Origin of the sequence: Chryseobacterium sp. JUb7 (assembly GCF_024806495.1) — a bacterium.
Lineage (GTDB): Bacteria > Bacteroidota > Bacteroidia > Flavobacteriales > Weeksellaceae > Chryseobacterium.
In genome coordinates this window covers 134,786-157,127 of the sequence record NZ_JANUFF010000003.1, presented here as the reverse complement: position 1 = coordinate 157,127, position 22,342 = coordinate 134,786, and the positions used below count along the sequence as shown (strand labels likewise).

28 protein-coding genes are annotated in these 22,342 nt (G+C 35.6%); 9 read left to right on the top strand and 19 right to left on the bottom strand.

The window, feature by feature from the left end:
- Window positions 1-156: 156 nt before the first annotated feature.
- Genes M2373_RS07580 through M2373_RS07570 form a run of 3 tightly spaced genes read left to right on the top strand, consistent with a single transcriptional unit; the run spans window position 157 to window position 2,188 of the window.
- Window positions 157-861 carry a MotA/TolQ/ExbB proton channel family protein gene (locus M2373_RS07580; RefSeq protein WP_259109158.1) on the top strand — a complete coding sequence of 235 codons (705 nt, stop codon included), beginning with the start codon at window positions 157-159 and terminating at the stop codon, window positions 859-861.
- 9 nt (window positions 862-870) lie between these two features.
- Window positions 871-1,269, top strand: a complete 399-nt coding sequence (locus tag M2373_RS07575) for a biopolymer transporter ExbD (protein WP_259109156.1) — start codon at window positions 871-873, stop codon at window positions 1,267-1,269.
- A gap of 34 nt (window positions 1,270-1,303) precedes the next feature.
- On the top strand, window positions 1,304-2,188 hold the full coding sequence (locus M2373_RS07570) for a ferric siderophore ABC transporter substrate-binding protein (RefSeq protein ID WP_259109772.1): 885 nt from the start codon (window positions 1,304-1,306) through the stop codon (window positions 2,186-2,188).
- Window positions 2,189-2,203: 15 nt separating this feature from the next.
- Here the strand turns inward: M2373_RS07570 and M2373_RS07565 are convergent, their stop codons facing one another.
- From M2373_RS07565 to M2373_RS07525, 10 genes are all read right to left on the bottom strand, one after another.
- Window positions 2,204-2,596, bottom strand: a complete 393-nt coding sequence (locus tag M2373_RS07565) for a hypothetical protein (RefSeq protein ID WP_259109154.1) — start codon at window positions 2,594-2,596, stop codon at window positions 2,204-2,206.
- A gap of 35 nt (window positions 2,597-2,631) precedes the next feature.
- The gene (locus M2373_RS22575; RefSeq protein ID WP_409013193.1) at window positions 2,632-2,826 is read right to left on the bottom strand and encodes a four helix bundle protein; all 195 of its coding nucleotides are present in this window, start codon (window positions 2,824-2,826) and stop codon (window positions 2,632-2,634) included.
- A gap of 66 nt (window positions 2,827-2,892) precedes the next feature.
- Window positions 2,893-4,296 carry a nucleoside recognition domain-containing protein gene (locus tag M2373_RS07560; RefSeq protein WP_259109152.1) on the bottom strand — a complete coding sequence of 468 codons (1,404 nt, stop codon included), beginning with the start codon at window positions 4,294-4,296 and terminating at the stop codon, window positions 2,893-2,895.
- Window positions 4,297-4,495: 199 nt separating this feature from the next.
- Window positions 4,496-5,005, bottom strand: coding sequence for a DUF6973 domain-containing protein (locus tag M2373_RS07555; protein WP_259109150.1), 510 nt, complete (start codon window positions 5,003-5,005; stop codon window positions 4,496-4,498).
- A gap of 54 nt (window positions 5,006-5,059) precedes the next feature.
- Window positions 5,060-5,914 carry an acetyl-CoA carboxylase, carboxyltransferase subunit beta gene (accD, locus tag M2373_RS07550; RefSeq protein ID WP_259109148.1) on the bottom strand — a complete coding sequence of 285 codons (855 nt, stop codon included), beginning with the start codon at window positions 5,912-5,914 and terminating at the stop codon, window positions 5,060-5,062.
- A 116-nt stretch (window positions 5,915-6,030) separates the two neighbouring features.
- Window positions 6,031-7,101: a class II fructose-bisphosphate aldolase gene (gene fbaA / locus M2373_RS07545; RefSeq protein WP_259109147.1), complete on the bottom strand. Its 1,071-nt coding sequence runs from the start codon at window positions 7,099-7,101 to the stop codon at window positions 6,031-6,033.
- A 72-nt stretch (window positions 7,102-7,173) separates the two neighbouring features.
- Complete coding sequence (locus M2373_RS07540) at window positions 7,174-8,040, bottom strand: NAD kinase (RefSeq protein WP_259109146.1); 867 nt, start codon at window positions 8,038-8,040, stop codon at window positions 7,174-7,176.
- Window positions 8,041-8,046: 6 nt separating this feature from the next.
- Window positions 8,047-8,622, bottom strand: a complete 576-nt coding sequence (locus M2373_RS07535) for a CBS domain-containing protein (RefSeq protein ID WP_259109145.1) — start codon at window positions 8,620-8,622, stop codon at window positions 8,047-8,049.
- Window positions 8,623-8,882: 260 nt separating this feature from the next.
- The gene (locus tag M2373_RS07530; RefSeq protein ID WP_259109144.1) at window positions 8,883-9,413 is read right to left on the bottom strand and encodes an RNA methyltransferase; all 531 of its coding nucleotides are present in this window, start codon (window positions 9,411-9,413) and stop codon (window positions 8,883-8,885) included.
- A 4-nt stretch (window positions 9,414-9,417) separates the two neighbouring features.
- The gene (locus M2373_RS07525) at window positions 9,418-10,038 is read right to left on the bottom strand and encodes a toxin-antitoxin system YwqK family antitoxin (protein ID WP_259109143.1); all 621 of its coding nucleotides are present in this window, start codon (window positions 10,036-10,038) and stop codon (window positions 9,418-9,420) included.
- Between the two features lie 147 nt (window positions 10,039-10,185).
- Between M2373_RS07525 and M2373_RS07520 the strand changes: the two genes are divergently transcribed.
- Window positions 10,186-10,785 carry a hypothetical protein gene (locus M2373_RS07520; protein WP_259109142.1) on the top strand — a complete coding sequence of 200 codons (600 nt, stop codon included), beginning with the start codon at window positions 10,186-10,188 and terminating at the stop codon, window positions 10,783-10,785.
- A 10-nt stretch (window positions 10,786-10,795) separates the two neighbouring features.
- Here M2373_RS07520 and M2373_RS07515 read toward each other — a convergent pair whose 3' ends face one another.
- Window positions 10,796-11,674, bottom strand: coding sequence for a bestrophin family protein (locus M2373_RS07515; RefSeq protein ID WP_259109140.1), 879 nt, complete (start codon window positions 11,672-11,674; stop codon window positions 10,796-10,798).
- Between the two features lie 132 nt (window positions 11,675-11,806).
- On the opposite strand from M2373_RS07515, the gene M2373_RS07510 reads away from it, so the two are divergent.
- Complete coding sequence (locus tag M2373_RS07510) at window positions 11,807-12,670, top strand: cupin-like domain-containing protein (RefSeq protein WP_259109138.1); 864 nt, start codon at window positions 11,807-11,809, stop codon at window positions 12,668-12,670.
- A 56-nt stretch (window positions 12,671-12,726) separates the two neighbouring features.
- On the opposite strand, the gene M2373_RS07505 is transcribed toward M2373_RS07510, so the two are convergent.
- Window positions 12,727-13,206 (bottom strand): hypothetical protein, encoded by a 480-nt coding sequence (locus M2373_RS07505; RefSeq protein ID WP_259109136.1) that lies wholly within the window; start codon window positions 13,204-13,206, stop codon window positions 12,727-12,729.
- A 257-nt stretch (window positions 13,207-13,463) separates the two neighbouring features.
- On the opposite strand from M2373_RS07505, the gene mutS reads away from it, so the two are divergent.
- Window positions 13,464-16,052, top strand: a complete 2,589-nt coding sequence (gene mutS / locus M2373_RS07500) for a DNA mismatch repair protein MutS (protein ID WP_259109135.1) — start codon at window positions 13,464-13,466, stop codon at window positions 16,050-16,052.
- A 122-nt stretch (window positions 16,053-16,174) separates the two neighbouring features.
- On the opposite strand, the gene M2373_RS07495 is transcribed toward mutS, so the two are convergent.
- The 4 genes from M2373_RS07495 to M2373_RS07480 all read right to left on the bottom strand — a co-directional run bounded on the left by M2373_RS07495 (window position 16,175) and on the right by M2373_RS07480 (window position 18,682).
- On the bottom strand, window positions 16,175-16,795 hold the full coding sequence (locus M2373_RS07495; protein WP_259109134.1) for a GNAT family N-acetyltransferase: 621 nt from the start codon (window positions 16,793-16,795) through the stop codon (window positions 16,175-16,177).
- A 41-nt stretch (window positions 16,796-16,836) separates the two neighbouring features.
- Window positions 16,837-17,271 (bottom strand): energy transducer TonB, encoded by a 435-nt coding sequence (locus M2373_RS07490; RefSeq protein WP_259109133.1) that lies wholly within the window; start codon window positions 17,269-17,271, stop codon window positions 16,837-16,839.
- 30 nt (window positions 17,272-17,301) lie between these two features.
- Window positions 17,302-17,742 carry an energy transducer TonB gene (locus M2373_RS07485; protein ID WP_259109132.1) on the bottom strand — a complete coding sequence of 147 codons (441 nt, stop codon included), beginning with the start codon at window positions 17,740-17,742 and terminating at the stop codon, window positions 17,302-17,304.
- A gap of 142 nt (window positions 17,743-17,884) precedes the next feature.
- The gene (locus M2373_RS07480) at window positions 17,885-18,682 is read right to left on the bottom strand and encodes a hypothetical protein (RefSeq protein ID WP_259109131.1); all 798 of its coding nucleotides are present in this window, start codon (window positions 18,680-18,682) and stop codon (window positions 17,885-17,887) included.
- Window positions 18,683-18,820: 138 nt separating this feature from the next.
- On the opposite strand from M2373_RS07480, the gene M2373_RS07475 reads away from it, so the two are divergent.
- Both M2373_RS07475 and M2373_RS07470 read left to right on the top strand, forming a co-directional pair.
- Window positions 18,821-19,309: a TlpA disulfide reductase family protein gene (locus M2373_RS07475; protein ID WP_259109130.1), complete on the top strand. Its 489-nt coding sequence runs from the start codon at window positions 18,821-18,823 to the stop codon at window positions 19,307-19,309.
- A gap of 10 nt (window positions 19,310-19,319) precedes the next feature.
- Complete coding sequence (locus M2373_RS07470; RefSeq protein ID WP_259109128.1) at window positions 19,320-19,976, top strand: thioredoxin family protein; 657 nt, start codon at window positions 19,320-19,322, stop codon at window positions 19,974-19,976.
- 54 nt (window positions 19,977-20,030) lie between these two features.
- Here M2373_RS07470 and M2373_RS07465 read toward each other — a convergent pair whose 3' ends face one another.
- Window positions 20,031-20,252 carry a hypothetical protein gene (locus tag M2373_RS07465; protein WP_259109126.1) on the bottom strand — a complete coding sequence of 74 codons (222 nt, stop codon included), beginning with the start codon at window positions 20,250-20,252 and terminating at the stop codon, window positions 20,031-20,033.
- Window positions 20,253-20,306: 54 nt separating this feature from the next.
- On the opposite strand from M2373_RS07465, the gene M2373_RS07460 reads away from it, so the two are divergent.
- Window positions 20,307-20,708: a DUF2809 domain-containing protein gene (locus tag M2373_RS07460; protein WP_259109124.1), complete on the top strand. Its 402-nt coding sequence runs from the start codon at window positions 20,307-20,309 to the stop codon at window positions 20,706-20,708.
- On the opposite strand, the gene M2373_RS07455 is transcribed toward M2373_RS07460, so the two are convergent.
- Together M2373_RS07455 and M2373_RS07450 are read right to left on the bottom strand one after the other, a co-directional pair.
- The gene (locus M2373_RS07455) at window positions 20,709-21,629 is read right to left on the bottom strand and encodes a YARHG domain-containing protein (RefSeq protein WP_259109120.1); all 921 of its coding nucleotides are present in this window, start codon (window positions 21,627-21,629) and stop codon (window positions 20,709-20,711) included. It abuts the gene before it with no gap.
- Window positions 21,630-21,699: 70 nt separating this feature from the next.
- Entirely contained in the window at window positions 21,700-22,338 is a 639-nt protein-coding gene (locus tag M2373_RS07450; protein WP_259109118.1) for a DUF2306 domain-containing protein, read from the bottom strand.
- Window positions 22,339-22,342 lie beyond the last annotated feature (4 nt).

Sequence of the window (22,342 nt, the reverse complement as noted above, 5' to 3'; positions counted from 1 at the left end):
TTTATATCAAATTTCTTTTCAGAATTCTTTTTGGAAAGAAATTTGCTGTTTATGCATAATAACAAATTTTTAAGTTGTTTTTAAGCAATTTTTAAGATATCAATTGATAATATTCCACTACATTTGTCGTTAAAACTTTTATAAAAATACACATTAATGCTGTTAACGGAACTTACTCAGATTTTATTTGCACAGGTTGCTACCCCTGCAGTGGCTGCAGAAGATTTAGAATTTTCATTTTGGAAGATCATGTTCCACGGAGGAGCTTTCGCTAAAATAGTGATGGTAACCGTGTTGGCGCTGGGTGTATTTTCTGTATACCTGTTTTTTGAACGGTTTTTCTTTATTAAAAGATTAACCTCAAAAACAGACTCCAATTTTATGGATAATATTGAAGACTTTATTAAAGAAGGGAAAATAGAATCCGCAGCCGATTATTGTAAAAGACAAAACTCTCCCGAGGGCAGAATCCTTGAAAAGGGAATTTCAAGACTGGGACGTCCGGTATCTGATATCGTAAGCGCTATGGAATCTCAGGCTCAGGTAGAAGTTGCCAATATGGAGAAAAACCTGAACCTTTTGGCTGTAGTGCCAAGTATCGCTCCGATGTTAGGACTTTTAGGAACGGTTATCGGGATGATTATTGCATTCTTTAATTTGTCTCATGCGAGTGGTTCTTTCTCTCCTAAAACATTGTCAGAAGGTATTTATACGGCTCTAGGTCAAACGGCTGTAGGTCTTGCAGTAGCAATTCCGGCTAATTTTTTCTATAATATTCTTTTGACGAGAATAGATAAGTTTGTCCTGAAAGCTCAGAATATGTCTGGTGAATTTTTAGACCTTATCAACAAACCTTTATAAATCTTCGATATGAAAATTCAAAGAAGAAATAAAGCAAATCCTGAGTTCAGTTTGGCGGCGATGACAGACGTTATCTTGCTGATGCTGATCTTTTTCATGATCACATCATCAGCTGCCAATCAAAGTGCAATTGATGTGAAATTGCCAAAAGCAGGAGCTGTTGACGATAATATTCCGAATCCGTTAACGGTAAGTATTAAGCCGGACGGAACATATTTTGTGGATGATAATCCTGTTGACAGAGTACAGCTGGAGCAAATTATTGTCGATAAACTGACCAATCAGACCAATAAGTCTTTCACAATACGTGCGGATGAAAATACAATGCATAAAGATGTTGTTTTTGTGATGGAAATAGCAGAAAAACATAAATTTAATATCGCCATTGCAACGATTAAAGATAAATAGCAGCTCCGGAACTTCCGGTAAAGATCATTTTAAGATGAGAAGCCATATTGTAAACAAAGAAGAGGAAAACAGAGACAGGATCAAAAGTGCATTGCTTTCCATCCTGATTTGGTCTGCCATCCTGCTTTTTGTTTTTATCTATAAACTGAAGCCGGAAATCGAACAGGAACCTGAAGTGGTAACGACAATGCTTGTTAATTTCGGGGACAACAGAAATGGGGAAGGTATTGAAGAACCGGCCGAACAGCCGGGAAGTTTAGCTGCCGCAACAGAGGAAGTTGCTCCTGAACCTGTAGAAGCAGCTGTTCCGGAAACAAAAACCGTCATAAAACCTGAACCCATTCCTGAACCGAAAAAAACGGAAGCGAAAGAGAAGATTATCACGGGAAATAACTCTAAGGTAACAGCTCCTAAGAAAGAGGAAGCTAAGAAAACAGATAAAAAGGCTGCTACGAGTACTTCAGCAACTAAAAATACTAAGAAATCCGGTGCTGCAACAGGAAATTCTAAAGCCGGCAACGGCGACGGAAAAGGGAATGCTGCTATTGGAAATCTACTTGCCGGAAGGGGGAAAAATCCCGGAAATCAAGGGGATGGAAAAGGAACAGGAAATGCAGGCGATCCTTTAGGTGGTGACGGAAATGGAGACAGTAAAGTGGGAATCGACCGAAAATTAATCGCATATATCCCGGGAACGATGGGAAGAGGCGGAGCACAGCCCAACAATAGCTGTACTGCAAGCGGAACGATTACCGTAGCCTACACGGTAGACAAAGCCGGAAATGTGGTGTCTGCCAGGCGTTCGGGGGGAACTTCAGACCCCTGTATCAGTTCAAATGCAGTGGCATGGGTTAAGAAGTATGTAAAAGCTGAAAAAGCCAATACATCTTCCACAGGAACTTATAAAATTACATTCTAAAAATACAAAAGCACTTTATTCAAGTGCTTTTTTTATTTCTGAAATTCTGTTGATGACAGGTAGTGCAAATATTCCGCTGGTTTGAAGGTACAATTCATAGAACGTTTTTGCTTTGTCTAAAAAGTCATTATTTTGAGTTACTTTTCCGTTGAAATAGAAAAGATTTCCCAGCATTTCGTAATAATCTTTGTGATCTCTTTCCTGTCTTTCGTTAACGATTTCGATGATCTCTTCTTTTGATTTCGATGAAAGTGTGGTAAAATCAAATTTAAAAATATCCTTCATCAATGTATCGAAATCCAATTCTTTCTGCATTAAACTTTCTTCGGGTTTGTCTAAAATCAGTTTTTCTAATGCTTGAGTTAACTGACGTATTAATCTTAATGTGAATTCTTTATCTGTGATCATAATTTTTTGCTTGTTGTTCGTTTCTGGTTGCTTGTTTATGTGCGCCAGTTGAGTTGAACATATTTTATAAAGTTATTTATTTTTCCTCCTAAAAGTTTGTATTGTTGTGCTTTATTTTCAAAATCTGAATTTAGTTCAGGATAAAGTCTTGATAATTTTGATAAATGACAGACGGTTTCATCACAACTTCCTTGTGAATAAATTAGAAAACGAAGTGTTGTAAATGTCAAGTTTTGTATAGCTCATATGTGTTTTGCTGTTAGAACAATTAACAAGCAACCAACAACTAGTAACTTTTATGCAAAAAACAAATAAGCCAGCGCAATCGAAGTAATAACACCTACCAAATCTGCCAAAAGCATGGCGATTACCGTATATCTTGTATTCTTCACAGCTACAGCTCCAAAATATACTGCAATCACATAAAACGTAGTGTCTGAGCTTCCCTGAAGAACAGCTGCCAATTTCCCCTGAAAACTATCTGCTCCAAAAGTTGACATTGTATCAACCATCATTCCACGAGCTCCGGAACCGGATAATGGCTTAATTAAAGCCGTTGGAAGTCCATCAACGAATCTTGGATCAAATTGAGCAACGTTTGCTACCCATTTCATTCCGTCAATAATAACATCAAAAACGCCTGAAGTTCTCAACAAAGAGATTGCAATCAACATTCCTACTAAATAAGGAATAATCTTCACACAAGTCGTAAAACCTTCTTTGGCTCCTTCAATAAAAGCGTCAAAAACATTGATCTTTTTGTAAACGGCGCCAAGAACGATCGCTAAGAATATAAAAAGAATCAACCCATTGCTTAAAACTTTGCTGAAATCATCGAGCTCATCTTTGCTTAATTTAGTTAAATATAAAACCAGTAAAGCGATCACGGCAGAAATCCCTCCCACATAAGCAATGACAACAGGTCTTAATAAATTGATTTTCTGATATAAAGAGACGATAATCATCGCTGCTAAAGTCGCTGCAAAAGTGGCGATCATACACGGGAGAAAAATATCTGTCGGTGTTTTTGATCCCATTGAAGCCCGAATTGCAATAATTGAAACCGGAATTAATGTCATCCCTCCGGCATGAAGGCACAGAAACATAATCTGCGAATTACTGGCGGTGTCTTTATTCGGATTTAAAGTCTGAAGGCTTTCCATAGCTTTTAGTCCAAAAGGTGTTGCAGCATTGTCCAAGCCTAAAAGATTGGCACTGAAATTCATCAGCATATGTCCAAAAGCGGGATGGTTTTTAGGAATATCGGGAAATAATTTTGAGAAAAAAGGTTGAATTAATCGACTTAAAAGGTTGATTCCACCTGCTTTTTCAGCAATACTCATGAACCCCATGAACAAGGTCATGATTCCTATTAGGCCAAGGCATATTTTTACGGCTGTTTCCGAAGTTCCGATGACGCCGTCAGCTTCCTGAACACGGTAAACTTTTACATCCTGTCGTAAAGAATCGGTTTTATAGTGAATTCTGCTGTCTGCAAAATCAGGTTTTTTCATCAAGCTGTCTCGGACAACAGGGGAGAGCATGTTGATATTCTGGGTTGCAATCTGCACAGTATCACCGCCTTTTCCTACTACCATATCATTGAAAATGGTTTTGTAATGGCTTGATGAAACGTATTTTATACTTGCAATGGCAATAGCTATGATAATAAAAGCCGACCAAATTCTGCTGAGAACCATCTGATTAAATTAAAAATTTTAGAAAAGATAATAAATTAAAAGGAAAAGTGAGAAATATTCTTTGTAAGGCCAATTGATTTTTTAGAAATATATATGGAGATGCTTCGACGAGCTTAGCATGACATGTCTAATACCAAACGCTTTTAAGCGGTAATTTTTAAGCGGTGTCATGCTGAGCATAGTCGAAGCACTCATAATTTTATTCATTTAGGTAAACTAAAAATCCGTCAAAATCATCGTCCAGGTTTTTCAGCACTTTGGCGTCTTTCATTTTTTTCTCTAAACCATCAATGAAGAAACTTTTTTCAAAAAACTGGCGGTGGATTCCAGGTAATAATTCTTTAAAATAATCCATTCCGAATTTATTGTTATGAAGATCCATTTTAGTCTCTAAAGGCTTGTTGGGAAACAGTTCCTCGTGCATATCGGTGATTTTTTTACAGAAATCCAGCGCTTTTTCAGGGGAGGAAACCTTAGAACAATACATCGAAATGAAACAGCACCATAATGCATGTCTGAAAGCATTCCCGATACCGTTGTTGGACGCTGTTTTCGGAAATTTTTTCTGTGCGATGGTGAAAGCCTGAACTGTCGCATGAAAACTTAATAAAGAAAATATAGGATGGGGAAGTACAAGAGATAAAAGACGCATTATCTTTTTAAAGTTCATACTTCTGATGGTATTGAAAAATATTTTGAAAGTCCTCATAAATAAAAATCTCTCCCCAATTAGAGAGAGATTGTATTGTATTTGTTACAAATATTAAGCATGTACTGCCAATAAATTTACTGTTTTAGATACAGTTTCCTTAATTTCAGTTCTTTTCACGATGAAATCTACGAATCCTTTTTCCTGTAAGAATTCTGAGGTCTGGAAACCTTCCGGTAAATCTCTACCGATTGTCTCGCGGATAACTCTTGGTCCCGCAAAACCGATCAATGCTTTTGGTTCAGCCATGATGATATCTGCTGTCATTGCAAAAGAAGCTGTAATTCCTCCAAATGTAGGATCACAAAGATAAGCGATGTATAAAAGTCCCGCTTCTGAAAGCTGAGCCAATTTTGCCTGTACTTTTGCCAGCTGCATCAAAGAATAAGTAGCTTCCTGCATTCTTGCACCTCCGGACTGACAAATAATCATATAAGGAAGCTTGTTTTCGATACAGTAATCAATTGCTCTTCTGATTTTTTCACCCATTACAGAACCTAAAGATCCTCCGATAAAAGCGAAATCCATACAAGAAACAACCATTTTAGTTCCGTTTACAGTTCCTACAGCGTTTCTGATAGAATCAGTTAATTTTGTTTTTGCCTTTACTTCTTTCAAACGGTCAGCGTAAGCCTTTGTGTCTTTGAAAGTAAGGATATCTATACTTTCAACATTAGCATCCAGTTCAGTAAATTTACCTTCATCAAAAAGGATATCAAAAAATTCTGCACTTCCTATTCTCACATGAAATCCGTCTTCAGGAGAAACATAGTTGTTTCTTTTAAGTTCTTCATGCTCAACTACTTTTCCTGACGGAGTCTGATGCCAAAGACCTTTGGGAACATCCTTTTTTTCATCAGTAGAGGTTGTTATGTTTTTTGCCTGTCTTTTAAACCACTCGAATGCCATGTATAAAATTTTAGATTTTGAATTTTAGATTATAAATTTCAAAAGCAAGCAAGCCTGTTTTTATTTAAATCATTAGTTTGTAGTGATTTAAAAATCTATAATCTAAAATTTATAATTTATTTAAGTGTATTTACGTTATTTAAATCTTCAAACGCTTTTACCAGTCTTGCAGAGAAAGTTTCCTCACCTTTTCTCATCCAACCTCTTGGGTCGTAGAATTTCTTGTTTGGTTTCTCTTCTCCTTCAGGGTTTCCGATTTGAGTTCTTAAATAATCGATATTGTTAACCATATAATCTCTGATTCCTTCTGTGTAAGCAAACTGAAGGTCAGTATCAATGTTCATTTTAATCACACCATAGTCGATCGCTTCTCTGATTTCTTCTACAGTAGATCCAGAACCTCCGTGGAATACGAAGTTAACAGGTTTTTCACCAGTTCCGAATTTCTCCTGAACATATTTCTGAGAATTGTCAAGAATTTTTGGAGTAAGAACTACGTTTCCTGGCTTGTATACACCGTGTACGTTTCCAAAAGCTGCAGCAACGGTAAAGTTGTCAGAAATAGCTTTCAGTTTTTCGTAAGTATAAGCGATGTCTTCCGGTTGAGTATATAATTTAGAATTATCAACATCTGAATTGTCAACACCATCTTCTTCACCTCCTGTAACTCCGATCTCAACCTCTAATGTCATCTGCATTTTAGCCATTCTCTCGAAGTATTGAGCTGAAATCTCTAAGTTTTCTTCTAAAGATTCTTCAGAAAGATCCAGCATGTGAGAAGAATAAAGAGTTTTTCCTGTCTGCTTGAAGTGCTCTTCGCTGGCATCCAGTAATCCGTCGATCCAAGGCAATAATTTTTTTGCAGCGTGATCTGTGTGAAGAATTACAGTAGCTCCGTAAGCTTCTGCAAGGGTGTGAATATGTTTTGCTCCGGCAATTGCTCCTAAGATAGCAGCTTTTTGTCCGTCATTGCTTAATCCTTTTCCTGCGTTGTAAGCAGCTCCACCATTAGAGAACTGAATAATAACAGGTGAGTTTAGTTTTGCTGCAGTTTCCATAACCGCATTGATGTTGCTTGAACCAATTACGTTTACTGCTGGTAATGCAAACTTATTTTCTTTAGCGTGCTGAAAAATATCAGTAACTAATTGACCTGTGGCAACTCCTGCCGGGAAAATTCTGCTCATGTTTTACTTTTTAATATAAATTATTAGGGTGTTTTTAAAATTCCTGTAAAGGTAATAATTTTTAGGATATTGTTAATTTCTTTTGTCCCTTCCCCAAAGTAGCTTCTGGCGGATGGTCTCATAGAAGCTCAGATTATTGGGCTGTACCAGAAGAATCTGGAAACTGGCTTTTCTGATGATAATTTCTTTATCTGTTTCTATGTGTATCAATCGTGAGTCCAGAGAAAGAGAGTATTGTGAAACCCTGCTCTCCACTTTAAATTTAATTTCAACGCGGTCATTCACAACCAGAGGTCTTACATTCAGATTGTGAGGAGCGATAGGAGTGATGACAAAGTTTTCGTTATTCGGAGAAATGATCGGTCCGCCACAGCTTAACGAGTAAGCAGTGGAACCTGTCGGGGTAGAAACGATAACACCGTCTCCCCAGAACACATTTAAAAATTCGTCATTGATATAAGAATCTACCGTTACCATTGATGTTGTTTCTTTTCTCGAAACGGTAACATCGTTTAAAGCGTATGGGAAAAAATCTTCCAGCGGTGGCGATACTACCTGAATGACAGAACGGCGGCTCGTTTTTACATCTCCTTTTAAGATAGAATCCAACTCTTTGAAGGCTTCTTCTTTGGTGAAACTTGCCAAAAATCCTAATCTTCCGGTATTGACACCAACGATAGGGATCTCCAGATCTTCAATAAAGGTTAAAGAGTTGACAATCGTTCCGTCTCCTCCGAAGGTGAAGAAAAGATCAACTTCTTTATCCAGAAGATCCTGTTTGTTATTAAAGGTTTCGAAAATTTTTGAAAACTGAAGTGCTTCAGCCATTTCATCATATAAAACAGATTTTACGCCTCTGTTTTCAAGCTCTGAAACAAATTTGCTTAAATATAAAAAAGTGTCTAGATCTTTTTTCTGAGAATATATGGCTGCCTTCATTAGTTTTTATATTTCTATGAATTTTTGAAAAAAACCGAACCTGTCCTGAAACAGATCTGATTTCTCATCAGAGTAATACTTCTGTACAATTCTATAATCGTATCGGTCAAATGTTTCATCAATAGAACTCAGGTTTTCGTTGCTGATCTTTATCGTCACATGAATCACCTCATCGGACATGAAACTGATAAATGCACCGTAAAATTTAGAATTATTGCTTTCCACAATATTCGCAATCTCCGTCATTGAGTATTTTCTGGAAGGAACTTCCACCGTGAGAATGGCTCCTGATTCCGAAAATAGGGGATATTTTGAAAGGTCCTGGAAAATATCTTCACAGCTTATGTATCCCAGGTATTTTTCAGCCTTATTGATAACAGGAATCACGTTGGCATTGAATGTATGAAACAAGCGAATGCTATCCATGATATTGCTGTCTTCGGCAATGGCGAACCGCTCAATCTGGCGTTCCAGATCTTTCAGGGTTCCTTCTTCTTCATAAAGGAAATCCTGTGCAAGTGCTCCGTAAAAATGATGGGATTTTTTGATGAAAACATGGGAATATCCAAAGTCCTCTAACATGTTTCTTGCTGATTCTATCGAGTCAGTCAAGCTAAAACACGGGAAATCTTTTGAGATATAGTCCTTGATAAACATTGTGCTAATTTATAAAAAATTAAACGAATCCGATTTGTAATATTAAAGTTTTTTTTCTTAAAAAAGAAAAAATGGGCTCCAAAATTTGTTTGTGTTTAAAAAAAAAGTATCTTTGTCGCCTTTCATTTTTACTTTTTATTAGATTTATTTCAAACTGCACTGTCTATTAGACATATGCAGTTTTTTTATTTTAGGGCTTTTGCAAACTCCCACATTACGATTCCTCCGCATACACTTACATTTAAAGAATGTTTTGTTCCCAGTTGTGGAATTTCTAAAAAAGAATCAATGTTTGGTAATGCTTCATCGCTGATTCCTTCTACTTCATTCCCTAAAATTACAGCATATTTTTTAGATTTGTCAACCGTAAAATCTGTAATCATCTGACTGTTTGAAGTCTGTTCGATTCCGATAATTTCAAATCCCTGACTCTTTAAATCAGTAATGGTCATATTAATATCACTTTCATGACTCCAGTCTACGCTTTCTGTAGCTCCTAAAGCCGCTTTATGAATTTCACGGTGAGGAGGCTGGGGTGTAATTCCGCAAAGAATGATCTTCTGAACCAGAAAAGCATCGGCCGTCCTGAATGTGGCACCCACGTTGTGCATGCTTCTTATATTGTCTAAAACTACGATTAAAGGGATTTTTTCAACAGCTTTAAAAGTTTCTACGTCTATTCTGTTGAGTTCTTCCAGTTTTAATTTGTGTACCAATGTTTTATTTTGTTGAGATTAATTTTCCGTCTTTGTAAACTTCTGTTTTCTCAATGCTTCCGTCTTCGCGGTAATGAACTCTGGTTCCGTTCCATTTATCATTTACGAATTCTGTTTCCCTTTGGATTTTTCCTGACGGGTAAAGCATTTTCCATTTTCCTGTAGCCAATCCGTTGTCGTAATTTCCGATTTGTTTTACAGATTTTCCGTTTTCATAGAAAAGTTTACTTTCGCCATGCAATTTACCAAATTTAAAATTTGAAATCTCAGTAATTACACCCGAAGAATTATAAAAAGTTGCTGTAAGGCTATTGTCGTAAATGTTTTTTTCTCCGTTTCTGAAAACTTCTTTTGAAGTTAAAACTCCGTTTTTATCAAAATATTGCCATTCTTTTACTTTATAATCTTTTTTGTACTCGCCTTTGGCCTGTATTTTTCCGTTTTCAAAATAAAAAGTAGCATCACCTTCCAGTTTTCCTTTTTTCCATTCGGCAATTTCTTTTACCTGTCCGTTGTCAAAAAACTGTTTGCAGCTTCCTTCCTGTAAGCCGTCTTTAAAGCCGCACGGCTTTTGTGCCGTGATTATCGAAAAAGAAAAAACGGCGATTAAAAGTGGAAATTTCATAGTTGTTATTTTGTTTAAAATTAGATTTAATGATGTAAAATGTAATCTGATATCGATTTATACAAATAATTTTTTAACATTTTAATCCCCAAATATGGGTATTTATTCTGTTTTACAAAATACCTATATTTGGTTAAAATATAAGCTATGAAAAATGCACTCGTTCTGATCACTATGGCGTCGGCTTTTACTTTTGCAAAAGCGCAGAATACTTACTATCCACAAGCTTTCTTTGATAAAAAACAGGCCCAGCAAATGATTGGTTTCGGAAATTCTACCATTGAGGGAGTTGCTTCCACAAAACAGAAAAACAATTGGGGAATCAAGCCTTTACTGGCTGAAAAGCATTATGCTAAAAAAGGAACGGTGGTGATGCTTTTTCCTGTAACGCCTTATTTTGAAGAGTTTTACAGTATGAGGAAGAAGTATGAGAATAAAAAAACGACCGTTTATATGTCTGAAGAAGCTTTTAAATACAGAATTGAGGCATTGACAGATGACCGCGGAAGATTCAAATTTGAAAAGCTGAAACCCGGAAAATACTATCTGGAAACAATCGTTAATTTTACAGCAACAGCAAGTTATCAGCAGAAAACAGGGCAGTCTGATGCTTATAACGCTTACGGAGGGTATTTATACTCTACTCCAATATACCAGACGTTTTTCTACGGCTATTCCGCGGGAAACCGGGAAAGCAAATTTGTAGAAATAAAACAAGACGGCGAACTTAAAGAAATCAATCTGTAAAAGGTTGATTTTATTTTTTCAGCATAATCTGATGAACATTTTTCTCAATATTCTGAGCCAAAGCCTCCATTGGGATGTCATTCTCATCGTTGTTAAAAGGATCTTCAATTTCTTCAGCAATCAATTCCAGACTCATGAGTACGTAATATACAAAAACGGTCAGCGGAATCATAAAAAGCCCGATCGTAATGACATAAGCGATGGGTAAGGCAAAAACATAAAGAATAATGAATTTCTTAATAAATGAAGAATAAGAATAGGGAATCGGTGTGTTTTTAATTCGTTCACAGCCTCCGCAAACTTCCAGAAAACCGGAAATCTGGGTGTCCAGATAAAGGATTTCAACTTCTGAAATTTTCCCTTCTTTTTTAAGTTGGTTCAGTTTATGGGTGAGCAGGATAATAATTTCACTGGGACCGTGATTTTTCAAAGATTTTTCAATTTCAGAATAGTCTTCATCCAAAGCCAGACGTGTGGATTCTTTTGAAAGATGCTTGGCCAGAAAGTGAGGAAAAAACTTTAAATATCGTGCAATCTGTTCGGCATCCTGTCGGTCATCAATCAGAATATTATTGATTTTTATGGCAAAATTTCGGGTGTCATTGACCAATTTTCCCCATAGCTTTCGACCTTCCCACCATCTGTCGTACGCAGTATTAGTTCTGAAAACCAGTAATAAAGATAAAACAAACCCAAGTAAAGAATGAATCATTCCCACATTACTGATTCCGGATTTTGAAGTAAGATGCAGATATTCCACTTCCAGATATTGAATTCCCCAGGAATACAGTCCGATGAGAACCATGCTCGGAAAGAGGATCTTCAGGGTATCACTTTTATGTAAACTGAAAAGGATTTTAAGGAAATGTTTGGTATTGTAGGCTCTCATAAATGAAGTTAGTCTTACAAAGATAAAATTTTCGTTTTACCCTGACGGGATAGAATCTTTAAAATTAATCCCAATATTTTCCTGAATTTCAAAAAAACACTATTTTTATTTCGCATTAAATACCACACCAAAATGATCCTCGAAAACGTAGATGTTGTAACAGATATTAGTAAAGAAGATTTTCAGAAAAATTATTTCAAGAAACATAAACCTCTTTTAATCAAAAATTTTGCGAGCCGTTGGGAAGCTTTCGACAAATGGAATTTTGATTTTATCCGTGAAAAGGCAGGAGAGCAGAACGTTCCGCTGTATGATAATAAACCAGCGGATGCATCCAAGAGTACAGATGCTCCGGTGACCCACATGAAAATGAAAGATTATATCGATACAATCAAAAATAAGCCTTCAGACCTTCGTATTTTCTTTTATATAATCACAGATAAGCTTCCTGAACTGCTAAAGAATTTTACATATCCGGATTTGGGAATGAAGTTTTTTAAAAGGCTTCCTACCTTATTCTTTGGTGGAAATGAAGCTCATGTTCTGATGCATTATGATGTAGATCTGGGCGATTTTCTTCACATCCATTTTGAAGGAAAAAAGAGGATTTTATTGTTTGATCAAAAGCAGTCTCCCTTTTTATATAAGGTACCGCTTTCTGTTCATACGATGTATGAGGTGGATTATGAAAATCCGGATTATGAAAAATTTCCGGCTTTGAAACATGCCAAAGGTTTTGAAATCTTTATGGAACATGGTGATGCGCTTTTTATTCCGGGAGCTTTCTGGCATTTCAACCGTTATTTAGAGCCGGGTTTTTCAATGTCACTTCGTGCACTTCCGAATAAACCGAATGTTTTTGCCAATATGCTGTATCATGTTTTTATCATGCGTTATACAGATAAGCTGATGCGAAAAATTTTTAAGGCAAAATGGGTAGACTATAAACAAAAATGGGCTTATAAAAGAAGTTCAAAAGTGCTTAATAAACTTTAACTATTTCATATTTAAATAAAAGCAAAGAAAATTTTAAGTTTCTTTGCTTTTATAAATTAGTTATAGGGACGTATTTTGATAATCTTTTTTTGGTTCATATCTCTGAAGGTTTCAATAAATATTGGTCCACCTCCATCAATTCCATTAAAATCTGTAGTGTTAGAAAGTCCCCATGTAGAAGTGTTGTAATTTCGTATTAAAACAGACTCTATCTGTCCGGTGCCGGCGGCGTATACAATGTTATCTTCTTTGAACAGGATATAATTCTTTTTTCCAAGATGTATTTTTTTTATAGGTGATCCCAGATACGTGTATTTTCTTATGTCGGGCTTGTAAAGGAGTTCGATACCATTATCACGGTCCTTATTCAGCCACAATGTTTTATCATACGTTTTTCTGTCTTCTAGTTCAAGAGTTAGGTATAAAGTGGGAGAGCTTTTTCCATTTTGTATCAAAAGCTTTGTTTCATCGATGCTTTCCTGTGAGCATGATGTAAGAAATACTGCAGAGGCCAGTATCCAGATTTTTTTTTTCATTTGTTTGTGTTAAGACTGCAAAAATAAATATTAGGATTGATAGTAAATTTTAAATTTTGTTAAAAATTTAAGTATAAAAAGTGGTTTCTATTTAAATATATCTTAAGGTGTTTTCTCAATCTGAGAAGTTGAAATAATTATAGTATTTACGCTTTACACGGCTTTTTAAAAATAGTTTTTTTAAACTGTGTGTATTTTTTAATCTTTATATTTATTTCATATTTTTACCATCCCTAATTTTTTAAAGATATATTTTAATGGCAAAAGCGAAGAAAGAAACCCCGTTAATGACGCAGTACAATACGATAAAAGCAAAATATCCGGATGCGCTTTTATTATTCAGGGTAGGGGACTTTTATGAGACTTTCGGGCAGGATGCCGTTAGAACTTCCCAGATTTTAGGTATTGTCTTGACCAAGCGAGCTAATGGTGACGGCCATATTGAGCTGGCTGGATTTCCTCACCATTCGGTAGATTCGTATTTGCCAAAGCTGGTGAGAGCCGGGCTTCGTGTTGCAATTTGTGATCAGCTGGAAGATCCCAAAATGGTCAAAGGAATTGTGAAGCGTGGAGTAACAGAGCTTGTTACGCCGGGCGTTACATTCAATGATCAGGTTTTAACCTCAAAAAAGAACAATTTTTTACTTTCTCTGCATAAAGAAAAAGAAAAATACGGAATTGCTCTGGTAGATGTCTCTACCGGTGAGTTTCTGGTAAGTGAGGGAAATCTTGAAAAACTTCTTCATATTGTCAATACGTTTGATCCGAGCGAAATTATTTATCAGAGAAGTGTGCAGATGCCGGAGCAGCTTAAAAATAAAAACGCTTTCAAACTTGAAGACTGGGCTTATCAGTATAATTTTGCTTACGAAAAGCTGACAAACCAGTTTAAAACCAATTCACTGAAAGGTTTTGGTGTTGAAAGCTTACCATTGGCCATTACGGCTGCAGGTGCTATTTTCGCGTATCTTGTTGAAGATACCCACCATAATTTACTGGCTCATATTACCAAAATTCAGATTATTCCTCAGGAAGACTTTCTGATGATGGATCATTTCACATTGAGAAATCTGGAAATAGTGTATCCAAGCCATCCAAAAGGGAAGTCTTTACTGGATATCATTGATAAAACTTCCACACCGATGGGAGGAAGACTGCTGAGAAGAAGGATTATTCTTCCTTTAAAGTCTGTGAGTGAAATTGGAAGAAGACTGTCATTAATTGATTTCTTAAACGAGAATGACCATTTAAAATACGAGATTTCCCAACTTCTAAAATCTATTTCAGATTTAGACCGGTTAATGGGAAAACTGGCGGCTGAGAAAATTTCGCCAAAAGAACTGGGATATTTACGTCAGAGTTTAATTAATATTCATAAAATCAAAGCCTTATTGCATCCGTTTGCTGATGTTTTAGCCTGGCTTGACCCGTTATATGACCAGAAAGGACTGATTGACACCCTTCAAAATCATTTGAACGAAGAGCTTCCGGTGAGCCTTGCAAAGGGAAATGTTATTAAAGAAAATATTTCTGAAGAGCTTGACAGATTAAGAGGTCTTCAGTCTAAAGGACGTGGTTTTCTGGACGAAATGTGTCAGAGAGAAATTGAAAGGACAGGAATTACAAGCCTTAAAATTGATTTCAACAATGTTTTCGGGTATTATATTGAAGTTCGGAATACCCATAAAGATAAAGTTCCGGGTGATTGGCTGAGAAAGCAAACTTTGGTAAATGCAGAACGATATATCACCGAAGAGCTTAAAGAATATGAAAGTCAGATTCTGGGAGCGGAGGAAAAGATCTCTGTTTTGGAATATGAATTATACAGAAAAGTTTGTGCTGAAACGATGATTTATATAGATCAGATTCAGGAAAATTCCAATATCATTGCCCAGCTGGATGTGGCCGTAGGATTATCGGAACTGGCGGTTTCAGAAAGTTATACAAAACCTGTATTAACAGAAACCTTTTCGATTGATTTAAAAGAAGCAAGACATCCTATTATTGAAAATGCACTCCCTTTAGGAGAAAAATATATTCCGAATGATATCTTTTTAGATAAAGATTCTCAACAAATTATCATGGTGACAGGACCGAACATGGCGGGTAAATCGGCGATTCTGCGCCAGACGGCTATTGTTTGTCTTTTAGCTCAAATTGGAAGTTTTGTACCCGCAAAACATGCTGAAATCGGAGTTTTGGATAAAATATTCACAAGAGTAGGCGCCAGCGATAATATTTCCGCAGGTGAATCTACTTTTATGGTTGAAATGAATGAAGCCGCCAATATTCTAAATAATATTTCCGATCGAAGTTTGATTTTATTAGATGAAATAGGACGTGGAACTTCTACCTATGATGGAGTTTCCATTGCATGGGCTATTGCAGAATATCTTCACCAGCATCCGACTCAGGCTAAAACCTTATTTGCTACACACTACCATGAGTTGAATGAAATGACCGTGAATTTTGAAAGGGTGAAAAATTTCCACGTTTCTATTCAGGAAAATAAAGGAAATATCATCTTTTTAAGAAAATTAATTCCGGGGGGAAGTGAGCATAGCTTTGGTATTCATGTGGCAAAACTGGCGGGAATGCCTTCAAAAGTGGTCAACAGAGCCAATGAAATATTGAAAACACTGGAAGCAAGCCGTACGCAGGGAGGAAGTTCCTCAGAAAGTATTAAGAGGGTAACCGAAGAAAATATGCAGCTTTCATTCTTCCAGCTCGATGATCCTGTTCTGGAGAATATCCGTGAAGAGCTCACAAAAATAGATATCAATACATTGACTCCGATTGAAGCTTTAATGAAGCTGAATGCGATCAAGAAAATGATTGGAGGATAAAAAAATAAAAGTCTCAGAAACTCTGAGGCTTTTTTATTATTCGAATGTGATATTAAAAAAGTTAAAGAATAAGCAAAAATGAGCTTATGTAAAAAGTTCGGAAACGCTGAAAAAAAGAAATTTTATTCATTAATAATTCCAAAGATTTTAGCATCTACAAACCTCCCTTTTTCAAAGAAAAAATCGTGCATTGTACCTTCTTCTTTAAAACCGCATGAAATAAGTAATTTTTCTGAGGAGATATTCGCAGGATCGATGAAAGCTTCCACTCGATGAAGATTCATCGTTTCAAAACCGAATGTTACAATGGGTAGAATGGCTTCTTTCATATAACCTTTTCTCCAGTATTTGGGATTGAGCTCATAGCCGATTTCGGCTTTAAAATGATCATGAAACCAGTTGTGATAGCCACAGGTTCCAATAACTTTTTTTTCAGATTTCAGTTCTATGGCCCATCGAAACCCTTTTCTTGATTCAAACTCGTTATTAAAATGAAGGATAATATTTTTAGCCTCTTTTTTATCTTCAAAGGTATTGAGATCATAATATTCCATGACTTCATCTAAAGAAAAGTATTCAAACAGATCTTCAGTGTCCAGAATAGTCAATTGTCTTAAAAGGAGTCTTTCGGTTTCTAAAACAGGATGGGTCATCATTTCTATTTTACTGAAAATTACAATAAAAAATGGATTTACAAAATGAATTGCACTAAAGCTTACGGATTTGATAAGCTTAATCTTCAAAGAATTTTCTCACCTGAATAAAATTTTTACAAAAACAATATTTAATATTTCTTCAGGGTTAAAGGAAAACTATATAAATACCGTACAGGTTCACCGTTGATCGTTGCGGGTTTCCATTTTATAAACATTCTTCTGATGGCTACTTCAGCAGCTTGAGCGTGTTGTTTATTGTCACTTATGGCTGTTACATACCGGACATATCCCGTTTTTTCAACGATAAAATATACTGTCGTATTGATTTTATTGGTTTTGACATCAATGACATCCATTTTTTCGGCGAATGTTCTTTTAAAAACTTCCTTTCCACCCGGATATTCCGGAGGAACATCGGCTTTGGTTACTGCGTCATCCAGCTTCATTTTTGTTTTTAAAACAGCATAATCAGGAACATTGGTTACGCTTGTATAGGTTGATGCTTCCTGTGCAAAAAGAAGAATATTCAGAAATATTCCTATAAATAGAGTTATCCTTTTCATTACCAACGGGTTTTAGTTAATATTTTAAAATTATTCAAATGCCATTGTCAGAGGAAGTGCATATATAAAACGTACAGGTTCACCATTTAATTTTGCGGGAGTCCATATATTTTTAATGCTCTTAATAATTCTTTCCCCTTCTTTATTAAAATCGTCATTATCGCCAATAGAGATAACGTCTGAGATTTTACCGTCACTTTCTATGACAAAATATAGGGTTGTTTTAAGTCTGTCTTTGGATGATTTGACGTTTCCTAAGTCTATTTTATCTGCAACAGTCATTCTTAAAATGTGAATTCCTCCCGGAAACTGAGGTTCTGTATCTGTTTTAAGCTGAGCTTCAGTAAAGCCGAATTTTTGAAAAATTTCTTCAGGGATGATTACTGATGATCTCCAGACTCCTGAAGGGGTCTGTGCGAAAACTATGAAATTGATAAGTATGCCTATGAACAGAGTAATTCTTTTTTGCATAATTTATTTAATAAACCTTATTTAGGTTAATTTTTAAGTGTTATTACGTAAATATGTTTATACACAAAGTGATTTTTAATCATTAATATTAAAAACCTTTATTTTTCAGAACAGCAAAAAGAGAGCCGAAGCTCTCTTTCCATTATAAGTGATTGTATTCGTAAGTCGTCATTTCAGTTTTATAACCAAGTCCGTTTCCATGATAATAATCGCGGACATCTTTTTTCGGGTATCCGTTTGTATGATATTCATAGGTCGATTTGAAAATTGTAGATTCTTCTCCGCCAGGATAGGTGATAAGGTTATAATAGTCTACGACATTTCTTTCAGAGCCGTTCATGTCTTCACTTTCAAGCATTTTGGTATATCCTGTGATATTTTTGAAAGGAAAGCTTCCGCCATCATACTTTACGTCTTTTAATATCCCTGTCCCGTTTGTGGTTCCTGCTCCTACAACTTCAGATACGGTCTCTGTCCAGTTTTTCAGAGATCCGTTAGTATTGATAAAAGCATCTTTAGTGTATGTTTTTGTAGAGCCCGGGGAAGCCAGCGTTGCGGTGATTTTGATTTTATCACCTCCGATATAAGAATACGTAGTTGTATTTGTAGAGCCGGGAAAAGCACTGAAAATAGTTGTTTTTTTAGTGATTTTGTGATTGCTGTTATAAGTAATCGTCGTTATTTCAGTAGAATTATCCGCGTGAGTATCTATATACTTTGTAATCAGATCTCCTGTATAAGAAAAAGCTCTTTTCCATCCATCTGTGGTGTTTTTCATCTCAGTAATTTTTGCTCCACTATAGCTGAACGTAAAATCGTCTCCATTCTGAACCATTTTTGTCACCAAAATAGGGTTGTCGAATTCTGAAGTATCCTGATCTATTGTTTTTTCACAAGACATCAGCGCAAAAAAAGGTAATAGTAAGTAAAGTTTTTTCATGTATTTTTTCTTAAAAAAGGTTTTAAGAGTCAAAAATAAGGCAAATATTTAATTTTAATGATAAGTTTACTGTTTTAAGTATAAAATATAAAATTCCATTAACAGCAATTTGAATTACATTTATTGTTAATTTTGAGCATGAAGAATCTGATTAATATTTTATTTATGTTCCTGGGTATGACTCTTTTCAATGCTCAGCAAACAAACGTGTCTGCTATAAAATATGAAGAACTTGAAAAAAGAATTCAGGAAGAAAAAGATAAATTTCTTGTTGTCAATTTTTGGGCAACTACCTGTGCCCCTTGTGTGAAAGAGCTTCCGCATTTTATGGAAATCAATAAAAAATATGCTGATAATCCGAATTTTAAAATGATTTTGGTTTCGCTGGACAGGCTGGTAGATAAGGAAAGAGTCATTAAATTTATCAAAAATAAAAATCTGACTGCCGAAGTAATTTTATTAGACGATATCAAGCGAATGAATACCTGGATTCCTCGCTTCGAAAAAGATTGGGATGGAAATATTCCGGTAACGATTTTCTATAAAAACGGCGAGAAAATACATTTCAATGACGGCGAAATGAGTAAAGAAGAACTGGAAAATACAATTACAAAGAATTTTAATTAAACAAAATAGTATGAAAAATCTGAAAATTTTAATGATGAGCTTACTGGTCGGTCTGGGACTTTTAAGTTTTACATCGGTAAGTAAAGATGAGAATGGGGATTCCAAACACAGAACCTCATCTGCAAAAGGCTATGAGATCGGTGATGAAGCTACAGATTTTAAATTAAAAAATGTCGACGGAAAGATGGTTTCATTGAGCGACTTTAAATCAGCGAAAGGCTTTATTGTTGTTTTTACCTGTAATCACTGTCCCTATGCCAAAAAATATGAAGACAGAATTATTGAGCTTGATAAAAAGTACAAATCTCAAGGATATCCTGTGATCGCAATCAATCCAAATGATCCGGCTGTGCAGCCTGAAGATGGCTATAAGCAGATGATTGACCGGGCAAAACAGAAAAGCTTTTCATTTCCTTATATGGTAGATGAAGGCCAAAAAATTTTCCCTCTCTACGGTGCTACCAAAACACCGCATGTTTTCCTGCTGCAAAAAGAAAACGGGAAAAATATCGTCAAATACATCGGAGCTATAGACAATAATTACGAAAACCCAAACGATGTTTCAGAATATTATGTTCAGGATGCTGTAAATGCGTTGATTAAAAATGAACCGATAAAAATGACTAAGACCGTTGCCATCGGATGTACGGTTAAAGTTAAAAAATAAAGATAAGAAGAATATTGGGCTCCGGCGTCCGAAGGACGCCGGAGCCTTTATATATTATGGGTTTAATGCCGCTGAAGAAGTTATAATCCATTTAATCAGCAGAATAAAAAGGGCAATAACGGAAAAGGTAATCAGCCCAAAAAGAATTCTCAATACATGAGTTTTCATATCATTGTCTACCTGTTTTATCTTTACTTTTGTCATCGTCACAAAACCTACGTAGTAAACGAATAATAAAACCGGAGGAATGAAAATAAGAAATATAAAATCTGCCATAAAAATCGGAATTGATTATTGTTTTTTAGAATTCCGGCTAAAATATAAATTCAAATGATAAACTTAAAATTTAATCTGAAATATTTCCTGCTAACCCTGTTTATTTTCTTGGTTGAGGTCTTGATTGCAACCAGCTTAAAAGATATTTTCTTTGTGCGGGCTTATTTGGGTGATGTAATTGTTGTAATGCTGATCTACACCTTTATTAAAAGTTTTGTTAAGACCAAAAATGATCAGAAAGTCATTTTCGGGATTTTTATGTTCTCCTGTCTTGTAGAGCTTGCCCAGTATTTTAAAATTGCAGACCAATTAGGCTTCCCGGAAGGAAGCCTGATGTATATAATTGTGGGGAATTCTTTTTCCTGGATCGATATTTTGTGCTATTTGGTAGGATGTTTACTGCTTTCTTTTTTTGTGAAATTGAATCATTCAAAAGGAGAAGCTGGTGCTAACTAATTACCTTCCAAAACTGTCATATTTATCTTCCGCGTATTTTATAAAACGGTTCAGCAGTGCTACATTTTCCTTTTCCATTGGCGAGAGATCATTATCTACATTGTTGGAAACAGGAATATACCAGTCTGTCTGTTCAAAGAAGTTTCTGTAAGTTGCTTTTTTAAAGGAATATCCGTGTCTTGCAAAAACTGAATTCTTAATGATTTCCATATCCAGTTTTCTGAGGTTTTTCAGATCTTTTTCTGTAAGTTTCTGTTTTGAAGCATTGAGTTTAAAAACGGCATCAGAGGCAATTCTGTTTTTCGAAGCGGTATAGCTTTCAGATTTCCCGGTTTCTTCATCAATATATTTTTCGACAAATTTCTTCGGGTTTTCCCAATCGATCAGATCAGAATTCTCATCCAACATAAAGTTGGGATTGTAAGCAAAAGTTTTTTTGATCAGTTTCAGGCTTTTAGACGGTGCCTTTACTGCAGATTTATTGAATGCATTCCAGTTTCCCGTTAAGCTGTCCTGAGTTAATTTCACCTCAAATCTTCCGTCGGTTTTATCATTTCCGGGCTCATCCAGAACAAAAGATTTTGTGCTTTCATTGAAAATACCCCGGAAGGGTCTTTGGTTTCCGTTCACAATACTTTGTCCGTAAACACTGTCTTTCGTGATTTTATTGATTTTTAACGATATTTTTTTATAATCCGTTCCGTCGTAATACTCATCTGTTTCGTTGTCGTAAATCTTACCTTTACCTGCAAATTCACCGGTATAAATTCCGTAATATTCCTTATAAATTTCAGGAACCACTACCGAATCCTTCTTGGCGGTAAGACTGTCTTTTGAAGAATCAGTGGTTTTTGCATCTTTTTTACAGGCAACTAAACCGATGGTAAATAAGGAGATAAGTGTTAATTTTAAAATTTTCATATGTAGTTTTTGTTGATTTTAATGATTATCGAAGGATGATAAACTTACTTAATGTCTGACTTCCTGTAATTTATATTGCTTTTTTGGTGATTAAATATTCAATTAAAATAATATTGGGAATCCATCCCATCCAGGCAATGATCTGATATACATCCATCGGATTCGGGTGAAATAAATATACAATAATTACTTTCCACATTCTCAATGTAATGGCAGAAACCGTAAGAGCAAAACTGCGCCACATCCATTGCTTATGTTCTTTAAATTTCTTCTGCCGGGCAAACTGATAAGCTTTAAAAGTGGAAATCCACCAGAGCCCTCCTAAAATGATAAATGAAATTTTAGAATAAAAATCGCCATTGGCAAAAAATCCCATGTAAATTCCTGAAGAGGCGGCAAAAATCAGAATTAAAAAGATATAAACTTTCCCCATATTTCTATGGAAATTTTTTAATCCGAAATCTTTTCTGAGAATGGCCAAAAAGCCCGAAAGTAAAACGAAAATACTTGTGTAAACGTGGGTATAGAAAAACCATAGATATTCTTTTCTGGCAGTAACCTCAGACTGCTTGATCATTAAAAAGCTTACATTTGGCTTTAATGGAATGTATTCCAAAGTAATTTTAAGCATCAGCCAAAAAAAATATCCAAACCCTATGATTAAAAGGGTTTTAAATAAGATAGAGCTATTTTTTTTGACTGAAAGCATCTTA